Origin of the sequence: Tenacibaculum todarodis (assembly GCF_001889045.1) — a bacterium.
Lineage (GTDB): Bacteria > Bacteroidota > Bacteroidia > Flavobacteriales > Flavobacteriaceae > Polaribacter > Polaribacter todarodis.
Genome location: NZ_CP018155.1, coordinates 678,171 through 692,178 on the forward strand (window position 1 = coordinate 678,171; position 14,008 = coordinate 692,178).

12 protein-coding genes and 1 riboswitch are annotated in these 14,008 nt (G+C 29.4%); of the genes, 10 read left to right on the forward strand and 2 right to left on the reverse strand.

Annotation, left to right across the window (positions count from 1 at the left end):
• The 9 genes from LPB136_RS03120 to LPB136_RS03160 all read left to right on the forward strand — a co-directional run bounded on the left by LPB136_RS03120 (position 1) and on the right by LPB136_RS03160 (position 9,971).
• Positions 1–693 carry an aspartate/glutamate racemase family protein gene (locus LPB136_RS03120; RefSeq protein WP_072554739.1) on the forward strand — a complete coding sequence of 231 codons (693 nt, stop codon included), beginning with the start codon at positions 1–3 and terminating at the stop codon, positions 691–693.
• Between the two features lie 24 nt (positions 694–717).
• Complete coding sequence (locus LPB136_RS03125; protein ID WP_072554740.1) at positions 718–2,052, forward strand: LuxR C-terminal-related transcriptional regulator; 1,335 nt, start codon at positions 718–720, stop codon at positions 2,050–2,052.
• A gap of 251 nt (positions 2,053–2,303) precedes the next feature.
• Positions 2,304–3,167, forward strand: coding sequence for a mechanosensitive ion channel family protein (locus LPB136_RS03130; protein WP_072554741.1), 864 nt, complete (start codon positions 2,304–2,306; stop codon positions 3,165–3,167).
• A 166-nt stretch (positions 3,168–3,333) separates the two neighbouring features.
• Positions 3,334–3,939, forward strand: a complete 606-nt coding sequence (locus tag LPB136_RS03135) for an alpha-ketoglutarate-dependent dioxygenase AlkB family protein (protein WP_072554742.1) — start codon at positions 3,334–3,336, stop codon at positions 3,937–3,939.
• Positions 3,940–4,156: 217 nt separating this feature from the next.
• The gene (gene gndA / locus LPB136_RS03140; RefSeq protein ID WP_204218357.1) at positions 4,157–6,058 is read left to right on the forward strand and encodes an NADP-dependent phosphogluconate dehydrogenase; all 1,902 of its coding nucleotides are present in this window, start codon (positions 4,157–4,159) and stop codon (positions 6,056–6,058) included.
• Between the two features lie 17 nt (positions 6,059–6,075).
• Positions 6,076–7,356, forward strand: coding sequence for an Nramp family divalent metal transporter (locus LPB136_RS03145; protein ID WP_072554743.1), 1,281 nt, complete (start codon positions 6,076–6,078; stop codon positions 7,354–7,356).
• A gap of 11 nt (positions 7,357–7,367) precedes the next feature.
• Positions 7,368–8,063 carry a FadR/GntR family transcriptional regulator gene (locus LPB136_RS03150; protein ID WP_072554744.1) on the forward strand — a complete coding sequence of 232 codons (696 nt, stop codon included), beginning with the start codon at positions 7,368–7,370 and terminating at the stop codon, positions 8,061–8,063.
• A gap of 34 nt (positions 8,064–8,097) precedes the next feature.
• Positions 8,098–9,192 (forward strand): polysaccharide lyase family 7 protein, encoded by a 1,095-nt coding sequence (locus LPB136_RS03155; RefSeq protein WP_072554745.1) that lies wholly within the window; start codon positions 8,098–8,100, stop codon positions 9,190–9,192.
• Between the two features lie 11 nt (positions 9,193–9,203).
• The gene (locus LPB136_RS03160) at positions 9,204–9,971 is read left to right on the forward strand and encodes an SDR family NAD(P)-dependent oxidoreductase (protein WP_072554746.1); all 768 of its coding nucleotides are present in this window, start codon (positions 9,204–9,206) and stop codon (positions 9,969–9,971) included.
• 72 nt (positions 9,972–10,043) lie between these two features.
• Here LPB136_RS03160 and LPB136_RS03165 read toward each other — a convergent pair whose 3' ends face one another.
• The gene (locus LPB136_RS03165) at positions 10,044–11,183 is read right to left on the reverse strand and encodes an ABC transporter substrate-binding protein (protein WP_072554747.1); all 1,140 of its coding nucleotides are present in this window, start codon (positions 11,181–11,183) and stop codon (positions 10,044–10,046) included.
• 40 nt (positions 11,184–11,223) lie between these two features.
• Positions 11,224–11,418: riboswitch (cobalamin riboswitch) on the forward strand.
• Positions 11,419–11,496: 78 nt separating this feature from the next.
• Here LPB136_RS03165 and LPB136_RS03170 point away from each other — a divergent pair.
• Positions 11,497–13,428 carry a TonB-dependent receptor plug domain-containing protein gene (locus LPB136_RS03170; RefSeq protein WP_072554748.1) on the forward strand — a complete coding sequence of 644 codons (1,932 nt, stop codon included), beginning with the start codon at positions 11,497–11,499 and terminating at the stop codon, positions 13,426–13,428.
• A 66-nt stretch (positions 13,429–13,494) separates the two neighbouring features.
• Here the strand turns inward: LPB136_RS03170 and LPB136_RS03175 are convergent, their stop codons facing one another.
• Positions 13,495–14,007 carry a DUF7935 family protein gene (locus LPB136_RS03175; RefSeq protein ID WP_072554749.1) on the reverse strand — a complete coding sequence of 171 codons (513 nt, stop codon included), beginning with the start codon at positions 14,005–14,007 and terminating at the stop codon, positions 13,495–13,497.
• Position 14,008 lies beyond the last annotated feature (1 nt).

Sequence of the window (14,008 nt, forward strand, 5' to 3'; positions counted from 1 at the left end):
ATGAAAACAATAGGATTAATTGGCGGAATTACACCACAATCAACAATGCTGTATTATCAAGTGTTAAATGAGTTGGCTGCCGAAAAATATGGCGAACATCATTCTGCTAAAGTTGTAATTCACTCTGTAGATTTTGGTGAAATCAAGAAACATCAATTAGCAGGTCGTTGGGATTTGTTAGATGAAATTATGGCTTCCGCAGGTAAAAGTTTAGAAAGAGCAGGAGCAAGCTGTATTTTAATTTGTGCAAACACCATGCATTTATGTATAGATGCAATTGAAAATGTAGTTTCAATTCCTGTTATTCATATTGCCGAAGCAACAGGAAAACAAATTCAACAAAAGAACCTGAAAAAAGTTGCTTTATTAGGTACAAAATATACAATGGATAAAACATTTTATAAAGATGTTTTAGGTAACTTTAGTGTAGATACTTTAATACCAAATAATGAAGATAAGGTTTTTATCAATGATATAATATATAGTGAGTTATCTAAAGGTATTGTAAGTGATTTTTCAAAAAACAAGTACATAGATATTATTCAGAAATTAACAGAAGAAGGAGCAGAAGGTGTAATATTAGGATGTACAGAAATACCGTTATTGGTGCAACAAAATGATGTTACAATTCCGGTTTTTGATACGACAACAATACATGCAACAGAGGCATTTAATTTTACCACAAAGGAGTAATGATCATATAATTCTAATTGCTTAATGAAATTTAAACTACTTTTAATAACATTTTTCTTTACCTTTTTTTCCTATGCACAGTCTGAAATTTATTTTTATAAAGATGTTGAAAGTAATTTATCAATTGAAAACATAAAAGATAAAGAGTTTAAGGATCAAACTAAACTTGTCTTGGATAAGCACTCGAATGCTTCTTATTGGTTTAAGATTCCGAAAACCGATTCAAATGAAAGCTATATATTTAGAATTAAGAGTATTAGGGCTGGTAATGCAATAGCCTATAAAAACTCAAAAGAGTTTCCTGCCTTAAAAAACCAAAGGTATATATCCTTTAAGTTTAAAAGAGATGCTCCTTTTTATATAAAAGTAAGTTCTAAATTCAGTGCCTATTTTCCTGTAGAACTAAAAAAAGAAGAAGTTTCTATTTATAATGAAAAACTACAGATTTTTATAAATGGACTATATTATGGAGCAGCTTTTTTGGTAATTATTTTTAGTATTAATTATTATTACTTTTTTAAAGACATAGCATTTTTACATCACACATATTTGTTAATTTCCTTGGTTTTTACTTTAGTAATTTCTGATGGAATATTTTATTTTTTTAATGCAGAAGAGAAGAGTGTAGAATCCTTAATTCTCATTAATTATATTCTTTTATCTTTTTGTACCTATAAGTTTACCAATAGCTTTTTACAATTAGATATTTATCTTCCTAGAATTAAAAAGGTTTTAAAAGGGTTGGTTGGACTAGTTTTTTTATTTGTATTGCTCTTTATCATCACAAAAAATATAGAATTGTACATATTTTTAAATGTATTAATTTTTATACTATTGTTTACATGTTGGTTTCTTAGTATATATCTTTTTAAGAGTAATCATCACACTAAATTATTTGCATTTGGCTATGCTATAATATTATTTAGTGGTTTAGATTTTTTCGTTTTAAGAAATTTAGGAATTTCTTTGTTTCAAAGTAATTCAATTAACCTAAAAATAGGAGGTTTTATTCAAATTTTAATTTTATCATTTGCAGTTTTATTTAGAGAAAAAAGTTTAAGAAAAGATAATTTTTATATGAAAAATGAAATATTAATTTTTTCAAAAGAAGTTAAAACTTTAACTGAGCAGAAGAGCAAAAAATCCCTAAATTTAAACATCGAAAATCTTAGTTTAAGAGAGAGAGAAGTTTTTAGTTTAATTGCGGTTGGAAAGTCTAATAAGCAAATTGCAAGTGAAGTAAATATTTCTATTAACACAGTAAAATTTCATGTGAAAAATATTTATGAAAAATTAAATATAAAAAGCAGAAAAGAGGTAAAAACTATAGAGGAAACAATTAAAACAACATTTAATTAGGGTTTACTGCCCGTAAACTACCCATAAACTACCCATTATTATTAGAGGCTAAATTTACTTTATTATTACTTTTGCTGCATAATAAATGATTTAACATATTTTCCCCCAATTTTTTACTAAAGCCTTCATTAGAAATATTGAAGGCTTTTTTATGCCATATATCTAAAGAAAATATTACTTTTTATTTTAAATTAAAGCCATATATTTGAATATATAAAGGAACATTTTCCTTTACATAAAAGATTAAGTTTATGAGTGAAATTTGGCAAGAATTTTTAATGCTAGACAATATTTTGAGTATCACTCTTTATTGTATTGTTGTTTTTTTTATTGCCTGGATTTTTTCAAGAATAATAAGATCTGTAGCTGTTCAAGTATTAAAAAAGAAACAAAAAGATAAGTTTGGTAAAACTAGTTTACAGTTTTTTAAAAACTCAGTAAAATTTTTTCTAGGCCTTTTTGCAATTTTCTATTTAATATTTACAGTACCCGTTTTTAGAAGTAAAGCAGCCATTATATTTTCTGGAGCAGGTATTTTAGCAGCCATTATTGGTTTTGCAGCCCAAGCAGCACTTTCTAATTTAATTGCAGGTGCATTTATTGTAATCTTTAAACCCTTTAGAGTTGGAGATTATATAAAGTTAGACGATGCAAGAATTGGTATTGTAGAAGACATAACACTTAGACATACTGTAATAAATAACTTCGAAAATAAAAGACTTATTATCCCAAACTCGGTAATTAGTACAGATTCTATTTTAAATCACACCATAGATGATTCTTACATATTAAGTTTTAATAATTTTAAAATTGGCCTTAAAGCAAACGTAGATTTAGCCAAAAAAATTATTCAAGAAGAAGCCATAAAGTTGGAAAGTGTAATAGATAACCGAACTGCAGAACAAGTTTTAGAGCGAAGTATACAACCAGTAGAAGTTCGTTTTATAGATACATTTGAAAATCATATTCACCTAAGAGCTTACGTTTGGTTAAACGATCCGTTTCAAGAATTTAAAATGAAATGCGAGCTCAAAGAAGCCGTACACAAAAGGTTTATTAGTGAAAATGTAGATTTGCCAATTCCATTATTACGCTTAGTAAAAGAAGAAAATTAGTATTATTTGGGCGTTCGAGCGGGCTTTACGTTATATCTTTTTTGTGAAAAACAAAAAAGGATGCCACTTCAATCCCTAACGCGGGCGTATTTATAAACGTAACAGGATTATTCAGACTAATTGAAAAATCAGTGAAAATCAGTGAAATCCGTGTCTAATACATAATATGGATTTATTCAACCAAACCAATCAACCACAAAATTTACTACCAAAAGACGGAACAGTAATTTACTACGGAACCATTTTATCAATAGCAAAAGCAACACAATATTACAATACGTTATTAAACACAATAGATTTTAAAAACGACCAAGCCATTATTTTTGGAAAACTAATAACCACAAAACGAAAAGTTGCTTGGTACGCAGAAAAACCATTTGAATACCATTATTCTAAAATTAAAAAAACTGCGTTAACATTTACAAAAGAACTCTTAGAGCTCAAAAAAATAGTTGAGGAACAAACCCAGGAAACATACAACTCTTGCTTGTTAAACTTATATCACGATGGATCTGAAGGCATGGCTTGGCATAGCGACGGAGAAAAAGATTTAAAAGAAAATGGTGCAATTGCATCAGTAAGTTTTGGAGCAGAACGTAAATTTGGATTTAAACATAAAGCAACCAAACAAACAATTTACAAAGTATTAGAACATGGTTCTTTGTTGGTTATGAAAGATAACACGCAAACACATTGGTTACACCGTTTGCCGCCAACAAACAAAGTAAATAAACCAAGAATAAACTTAACATTTAGAACTATTGAAAGGTAGTTTTTTTTAATTGGGTTGGTTAAAGTAAAGGAGTATTAACAGTATAAAATGTTACTATTAAAAGCTAACTAACATTACCTAAAAATAGGTTTAGAAACAAACTAAATGAATACTACAATTTTTAGTCTTTTAAATTAAAACCTAGTCATTTTTCCCTTTTTCAGTATTAAATAAAAAAAACATATATTTGGTGAACCAAATTGGGTGCCCAAAAAAAATGAATACAGAAAAAACAAATATTATTTTTATTATGGGAGTTTCAGGTGTTGGTAAAAGCACTATTGGAAACCTATTATCAGAAGAGTTAAGTATTCCATTTTTTGATGGAGATGACTTTCATCCAGAAGAAAACATTTTAAAAATGTCTAAGGGTTTAGCATTAAATGATAATGATAGATTAGGTTGGTTACAACAATTAAACAAATTAGCAATTGAGCAACAATCTAAAAATGGTGCTATAATAGCATGTTCTGCATTAAAGAAAATTTATAGAGATATATTATACAACAGTATTAAAGACAGTACAAGGTTTGTTTTTCTTGACGGTTCATTCAATCAAATTAAAGAAAGAATTAATGCAAGAAAAGGGCATTTTATGAATTCTGAATTATTAAAATCACAATTTGATGCTTTAGAAATTCCCCAAAACGCAATAAAAATAGATATAAGTTTAACACCTCATAAAATAGTAAAATTAATTAGTAAAGAGATGGATAATAAGGCAGAGTTCGGGTTATTTGGTTTAGGAGTAATGGGTAAAAGCCTTAGTAGAAACTTAGCAAATAATGGATTTAAAATAGCGTTGTTTAACAGACATGTTAAAGATGTAGAGGTAGATGTTGCTAAAAACTTTAAAAATGATTTTGAAGAATTATCAACAGCACTTCCATTTGATAATATAGAATCTTTTGTTGGTTCGCTTCAAAAGCCAAGAAAAATAATGTTAATGGTAAATGCAGGTAAAATTGTAGATTACGTTATTGAAGATTTATTGCCATTTTTAGAAGCTGGAGATGTTTTAATTGATGGAGGAAACTCTAACTATCATAAAACAAAAGAACGTTTTGATTATTTAAAATCTAAAGGTATAAACTTTGTTGGAACAGGTGTTTCTGGAGGAGAAGAAGGAGCATTAAAAGGTCCGTCTATTATGCCCGGAGGAAACAAAGCAACTTATAAAGAAGTAAAACCTTATTTAGAAGCTATTGCAGCAAAAGATGCAAATAATTTACCTTGTTGTACACATATTGGTACAGAAGGAAGTGGTCATTTTGTAAAAATGGTTCACAATGGAATTGAGTATGTTGAAATGCAGTTATTAGCAGAAGTTTACACTATTTTAAAAGCGTTAGGTAATAATCCTGATGAAATTGCAAACATATTAGAAGGTTGGAAAGAAAGTACCAATAGTTATTTGTTAGAAATAACAATAGATATTTTAAGGAAGAAAGAAGGAGAAGGGTGGTTAGTAGATAAAATAATGGACAAAGCTGGTAATAAAGGTACAGGAAACTGGACAACTATTACAACTGCTCAACTTGGTGTACCAAGCACAATGATAACTTCAGCGTTATTTGCCCGTTATACGTCTTTTTATAAAGAGGAAAGAATAGCTGCAAGTAAAAATTTAGAGGTAAACAATACTTTGGATATTAATCTTACTGTTGAAGATGTTTTAAAGGCGTATCAATTTGCAAGATTAATAAATCATTATCAAGGTTTCAAATTAATTGATGAAGCATCAAAAAGTTATAGTTGGAACTTAAATTTAAGCGAATTAGCTAGAATTTGGACTAACGGATGTATAATTAGATCGGATCTAATGGTGGAGTTGGTTACAACTTTTAAATCAACAGATAATATTTTAACTGATAAGAAAGTAATTGAACAGTTAAAAACCCTAAAACCGAGTATAAAGAAAGTAGTTTCGGAGTGTATTTTAAATGAGTTAGCTACACCAAATTTAAATGAATCTATTAGCTTCCTAAATAGTTTTGTAATAGAAAATTCATCAGCAAATTTAATACAAGCGCAAAGAGATTATTTTGGAGCGCATACATATCAACTAAAAAACGATAAAACAAATAAATTTTATCACACAGATTGGACAAAAAACTAAACTAAAACAAGAATAACATGGCAACATCAGAAGTTAAAAAGTCATTTTTAAAGAAATTAATTACAATTATTTTAGGCTTTGGTCCAGGGATTTTTGCAATTGGTTATACTATAGGTACAGGAAGTGTAACTTCCATGCTTGTAGCCGGAAGTACTTATGGTATGCAGTTGTTATGGGTTTTACTTTTAAGCTGTCTGTTTTCTGGAGTTTTAATGTTTGCGTATGGTAATTATGCTTTAATTACTGGGGAAACTGCGCTTTATAGTTTTAAAAAACATATAAAAGGAGGTAAATTACTAGCCCTTTTAGTAATTGTGGGAGTTTCTGTTGGACAATGGGGTTCGCTTATGGGAATTTTAACAATTTCGTCCAATATGCTTTATGAAATATTTGCTATTAATTTTGAAGGACTTCGAAGTTATGAGTATATAACCGTTTTAGCTATCGCAATTATTATTATAGCTGTTTTTTACTCTGTAATGTTAGTTGGTAAATATAGTTTCTTTGAAAAAATACTAGTTGTTTTTGTTACTTTTATGGGGTTGTCTTTTATTGTATCCTTATTTTTTGTGCAACCATTACCAATGGAAGTTGTACAAGGATTAATACCTAGTATTCCAGATGTTCCAGGAGGAAAAATGATGGTAGCAGCATTTGTAGGAACTACAATGGCAGCAGCTACATTTTTGTCTAGACCTTTATTTGTAAAAGGTAAAGAATGGGGTATTAAAGATTTAAAAAGACAGCGTAAAGATGCTATTACAGCAGCAATATTAGTGTTTGTTATTAGTGGAGCAATTATGGCAGTTGCAAGTGGAGCTTTATTTCATCAAGGAACTCCAGTAGTAAAAGTTTTAGATATGGCAAAACCACTAGAACCAATTGCTGGGAGTTTTGCAGTAGCAATCTTCTTTTTTGGAACACTTAGTGCTGGTTTGTCTTCTATTTTTCCATGTTTATTAATTGCACCTCTTTTGGTTGCAGATTACCAATCGGGTACTTTAGATACAAATTCTAAACAATTTAGAGTAATAACAGCAATAGCTTGTTTAGTTGCTTTAATTGGACCCGCTTTTTTTGGAGGAAAACCTATTGTAGTTCAAATTTTATCGCAGGTATTTAATGTATTTGTATTGCCAATAGTTGTTATGGGGATTATTCTTTTAGTGAATAATAAAAAAATAATGAAAGGATATAAAACAAGTCTTTTTGTAAATATTGGTCTGTGTTCAGCTTTTTTGTTTTCATGCATTATATCATATACAGCTGTAATAGGTTTAATAGATAAATATTTATAGTCTTTTTATAAATGAAAATAAGTTTAATAGAAAATAATAGCAAGAAAGCAATACAGAACGATGTTATCTGTAAAATTAGAGATTTAATAAACTCTAGAAAGTTAGAGCGTGGAGATAAACTACCTTCTGAGAGAATTATGTCTGAGAAATTTGATGTAAAGAGAAATCATATTAGAGAAGCAATACGTAAGTTAGAGTTTTATGGAGTATTAAAATCTATGTCTCAGAGTGGTACTGTTTTAGCAATTGGATTAACTGGTTTTAATGGTATCGTTGAAGAAATAATTTCACTAGATTCACCTTCTTTTAATGAACTTGTTGAAACAAGAATATCTTTAGAATTAAAAACAGTTTGGTTAGCTGCTCAAAGAAGAACAGAAGAAGATTTAGAAAGAATAAAAGATGCGTTATATGCTTTTAAAGCTAAAATACTTAATGGAGAAGATTATTTAGAAGAAGATTTATTATTCCATTTAGCAATAGCAAAAGCTAGTAAAAATAGCACAATGATTACTTTAATGCTGTTGTTAACACCACCAATTCTTTCAACTTATGAAAGAGAAACAGTTTGTGAAGGAGATGTGGTAATTTCTGAAATAAAAAAACACGAAGATATTTATGATGCTATAGTGCTACAAGAACCTCAATTAGCAGTAGATATGATGAAAAAGCACTTTTTTAAATTAACACAACACATAGAAAATTAAGATTAAATAAAATAGAAAATCAAATACGTAAAACATGAAAAAAAAAATCATTAAATCGATATCAACATTCTTAATAGTAGGTTTAATACTATCATTAAATAGTTGTAAAAAAGAAGCAAAAAAAGTAGATGATAAAACAGCACAAAAAACTGTTTATGCAAGTGAAGTTATTCCATTTTTTGATCATTGGAAATTAGTTTTAGGAAATGGTGAAAATGCAGGAATTGCAAATAATTTTGAAAATAAAGAATTCTTTTACACTGAAAATGATGCTGAAGGAAATTGGGTAGTTTTTAAAGCACCAAATGCAGGAAGTACACATGGAACTTCAAACAATACAAGAACAGAATTGGGGCAGATTAAAAAATGGTACCCAAAAACGGCTAATGATAAATTATCAGCTACGCTTAAAGTAATGAATGTATCTGCAACAGGAGATGCTAGAGTTGCAGCTTCGCATGCTGTTGTTGTTGGACAAATTCATAGTGCAGATAAACATGAAAATGAGCCGTTAAAGATATTTTACAAGAAATTCCCAGGGCATACAAAAGGATCTGTTTTTTGGCATTATGAAATAAATACAAAAGGTGAAGACAATTCTGGAAGATGGGATTTTTCAACAGCAGTTTGGGGAGATGATTTTTCTGTAGTTGGTGAAACTGAAGATACATATCCAGAGGAGCCTAAAGATGGTATTGCTTTAGGAGAAGAGTTTACTTATGAAATTGAAGTAAAAGATGGAATTATGAACTTGAAATTTACAAGTAAAGGTCATGAAACTAAAACATTTACTAAAAACTTAATAGCATCAGAATATACTACAAAAGCAGATATTCCTGAACAAACACAAAAATTGTTTGTACCAATTGGTCAAGATGGTGTAGAACGTAAAGAGGCTTACACTGGTGAAGGTTGTTTCTTTAAATTAGGTGCTTACAATCAAACTAACGGAAAATCTCCAGAAGTAAATAGAAATTGGTGTTCAGGTGCAGAAACACATGGAGGAGACGTTCAAAAACAATATGCAGACGGAAATTATGCTGAGGTTTGGTTTAAAACGGCAAGTATTAAAGTAAGTGATGCTTCTGTTTCAAATGAAGGGTATTTTAGTAAAAACGATCATAAATAATATAACACAAAATGAATCAAAATAAATTAAACGGGAAAAATGTTCTTGTTACTGCTGGAGCACAGGGAATTGGAGAATCAATAACAAAGCATTTTATTGATAACGGTGCTAATGTTGCAATTCACTATTTTTCTAGTGCAGATACAGCAAATAAATTGGTAGAATATGCTGAAGGAAAAGGACAAAAAGCTGTAGCAATTAGTGGAGATTTAACTAAGGAAGCAGATGCAATTACAATGGTTGATAAAACAATTGAAGCACTTGGTGGTTTAGATATACTAATTAACAATGCAGGTTCACTTGTTGCGCGTAAAATGCTAGGTGATATGGAAGCTGAATTTTGGCACAAGGTTATGGATATTAACATGACTTCTATGATGTTTGTTACAAAAGCAGCAGTACCTTATTTAGTAAAAAATGAGAATAGTAGTATTGTAAATTTGGCATCTTTAGCAGGGCGTAAAGGAGGTCATCCAGGATCTTTGGTCTATGCAACAAGTAAAGGAGCTATTTTAACATTTACAAGAGCTTTATCTACAGAATTAGGTGGGCAAGGTGTTAGAGTTAATGCAGTTTCTCCAGGTCTTATCTTGGGAACTTCGTTTCATAACACACATACAACAAAAAAATCTGCTGCAGAAACTACTGCAGGTATTCCAATAAAACGAGCAGGTAATGCTGCAGATGTTGCAAGAGCAGTTTTATATCTTGCATCTGAGTATGATGGATTTATTACTGGCGCTACATTAGACATCAATGGTGGTGTTTACAATATGTAGTACTCAATCCATATTTTAAAAAAGCCTATGATTTAAAACTAAATCATGGGCTTTTTATTTTTATAATAATTACTATTTCATTCTTTCAAAGAAAGTAAACTCGTAATTTGGTAATAAACTTGGATGTGTAATTTTAATGATATCCTTTAAAACCAAATCTGGTCTAGTAGGAGCTAATTCAAAATAAATAACACCGCCAGTAGTTCCTTTTTTAAGGTTTGGAGTATATAAATTATCATTTTTAAAGGCATTAAAATTTGCATATTGTTTGTTGCTTTTTAATAATTGCTCTTTTGTTGAAAAATAACCAGGAGCAATCCAAAAATCTGCATTTTGAGCTTTATCTAAAACACTTTCAAAACTAATAGATAAACTTCCTTTTCCAGTAGTTTCTCTCCATAAATAATTAGTATTTGCATCCTGTAAATATTGGGCTACAAAACTATCACCAGCAGGTAAATTCCAAATATCTTTACTCATAATTGCACCAGAAAGTATGCTGGGTTTTGTAGTTGCTTTTTTAGCAATTTCTTTGGCTTGTAAATATTCCTTTTCAATATGATTAAAAATGCTGTCAGCTTCTTTTTCTTTGTTAAATAAAACCCCAAAAAACTTAATCCATTCTGCGCGTCCAAGCGGAGTTTCCTCTAGCCAATCACCATTATAAATAACGCTAATACCAGCTTTATACAGTGTCATTAAAGATTTATCTGCGGAATTAACGCTATAACCAATAACTAATTCTGGTTCTAAATCTAATAAGATTTCAGTGTTTAAGGAATTTTCTTTTCCAACTTCTTTTATTTTTCCTTCATTAATTAAAGCTCTTGTTTTGTTAGAAGAAATATATTTTGAATATGGAAACCCAATAATAGATTCCTCTTCGTTTAACAACTCAATCATAGGAATATGAGTAGTTGAAGTAGCAACTATATTTTTAACCGGAACGTGAATATCATTGCTATGAAATCCTTGAATTCTGCTTGTATCATTTTTTCTATCAATGATATCATGTATATATTCTCCGTCAGCATTTTTATAAGGAGATTTTATAACTAACTTTCTAGAACCTCTTTCATCAATAATATCAAAACCTTTTGCATACTTAATTGTTGATTTGGTTTTAGGAATATCAATTTTAGATTTAACTTCTTTTTTACAAGAAGCGAGCGAAAGTATACATCCGAAGAAAAGAATATAAAGTTGTTTCATTATATAGATTAATTATTCAACAAGATTACAATTTTTAAACTACATTTGCGCCGATTTTGGTTTTGCATTCAATATTGTTTTGATGCAAATTAAAAGGGAAGTTGGTGTAAAACCAACGCTGTACCCGCAACTGTAAGCTATAAAGCTTGTAACTAATTCTTTAACCACTGTTTAAAACGGGAAGGTTTTGTTACAAGACGCAAGCCAGGAGACCTGCCAAAAATCAAACAAAAAGTAAAAAACTTTCGGGATAAAGGTTTTGGTACGTTGTACTTATTTTTTCCTGATTTTAATTAAATCAAATTTATTAAAAATGAAAAAACAATTAGTAATTGTTGGTTTATTGGCATGTAGTTTTGCTAATAACAATGTTTTTGCTCAAGAGAAGCAAGAAAAATTAGATGAGGTTGTTGTAACTGCCACAAAGTTTAATTTGAAAAAAGAAAATACAGGTAAGGTTATCCACAAAATTACTGCTGAAGAGTTAGAAAACAACGCAGGTAAAACAGTACTTGATGTATTAAATACTATTGTTGGTATTGATGTAAGAGGCGTAAATACAAATCCTACAGAACCTAAAAGTGTGTATGTAAGAGGAGGTAGAAATAGGCAAGTTTTAATTTTAATTGACGGTGTTCCTGTTTCAGATGCTTCAGCAATTAGTCAAGAATATGATTTACGTTTATTGTCTTTAAATCAAATTGAAAGTATTGAGGTTTTAAAAGGAGCATCTTCTACATTATACGGAAGTGGTGCTGCAACTGGTGTTATTAATATCATCTTAAAAAAAGCATCTAAAGATAGAGTAACAGTTGGTTTAGAAAGTAGTTTAGAGACTAATAATACTGCTAATTCTAGTGGATTTAAAGCGGCTACTTATCAATACAGTGCTTCTGTAAATGGTACCGTTGGAGGTTTTAACTTTGTAACAATGTTAGGTGCTACAGAAACTTACGGAATGTCTTCTGCTAAAAGTAATACTGCTTCAGATTTTGAAAGCGATGCTTTTACAAGTGAAAACGGATTGTTAAAATTAGGATATAACTTTAATAAAAAAGTTGCTGTTGAAGCGTTTTTTAATTATGATAAATTCGATTATGATTTTGATGCAGGTGCTTTTAGTGATAGCGATGTAAATACTGGAGATCAAGAACAATATCGTTATGGAATTCGTCCAAGTTTTAAATATAATAATGGAGAATTGTATGCATTAGTTTCATTAAATAAAATTACCAGAAACTTAAATCAGTTTAACTCTTTTGGAGGAACTTTAGATGCGTATGTTTTTGAAGGAAACAGTGTTAATTTAGATGTTGTAAATAAATACGATTTTAAGAACACTGGTATTCAGTTAATTGCAGGTTTAAATTACCAAAACCATACAAATAACTCTGTAACTCCTTTTGCTACTATAGATAAAGATGTTGCAAAATTTAATACAATTGATCCATATGTATCTGCGGTTTATATTTCTGATTCAGGTTTAAGTGTTAATGTTGGTGGTAGATTAAACATGCACAGTGTTTATGATAATCATTTTGTATACGATGGAAACGTTGCTTATTCAGTTCTAAAAGATGAAAATAAATCTGTTAAGTTATTAACTTCTTATAGTACAGCTTTTATAGCGCCAAGTTTATATCAATTATATGATGGTTTTTCTGGAAATTTAGATTTAAAACCAGAATCTAACAAAACATTTGAAATTGGTACAGAAGCTACTTTTAAAGACTTTTTAGAATTAAGTGTTGTATACTTTAATAGAAAAGAAGAGGATGCTATTATTTATGATAATACTACTTTCAAATATGGTAATGCTTCTTCTGATGCAAATGGAATTGAAGTTAGTACAAGTGTTAAGCCAATTAAAGATGTAAGAGTTAATGTAGGTTATACGTATGTTGATAAAGACACTACGGAAGATTTTGATGATTATATTCCTAAGAATAAATTAGTTGCAAGTGTAGATGTTTCTTTGTTGAAAAACACATTCTTTAACCTTACCTATAAAAATGTAGGAGAGCGTTCTATTTATGATAGATACGGAAGTTTTGGAACTGCTGGAGACAATGTAATTTTAGATAATTATAATCTATTAGATTTTAATGTAAACTATAAAGCTTTTGATAATAAAATTATGTTTTTTGGTGCTGTAACTAACTTGCTAAATGAAGATTATAGCGATGTTTTAGGATACAATACTAAAGGTGTAAACTATAAATTAGGTTTTAGATTACAATTATAAGTTTAGGGAAAGTTAGTCTAGAGAAAGAAAAAAAGCAGTTAAGAAGAAATTCTTAACGGCTTTTTTTTATAATAATTTTTTAACTTCTCGTTTTATAAATTGAGCAGCAATAGCTGTAGCATCCTCATCTTTAAAAACATCAATTAGAACATTTTCTCTTAGCTCTTTAGCGTTTTTAGCTTTTTCTGCTGTATTTCTTATTTTATTGATAGTGATATTCTTAGCAGCTAATATAGCTTTCCAACTTTCATCAGAAATATAAAGCTGTTGTACCATATTGTGTTCATACTCTTGTTCAATATTAGCAATTAAAAGATTAGCGTAAGCAGTTGCATCATCTCCAATAGGTGCTATTCTTAACAATAATTTACTAGGGTTTAATCGTTCACAAAACAATAATAAACGCTCGTAAGCCTGTAATTTTAAAGGTAAACTTTCGCGTTTTTTTTCAATTAAAGCATTAAGTTTCTTTTCGTTATTATCTTGACTAATGAATTGACTTAATATCATATATGCTACAAAACCTGTAACTGCTGCTGGTAATGCATATGCCAATCCTTCTATAATTTTATCTTCCATA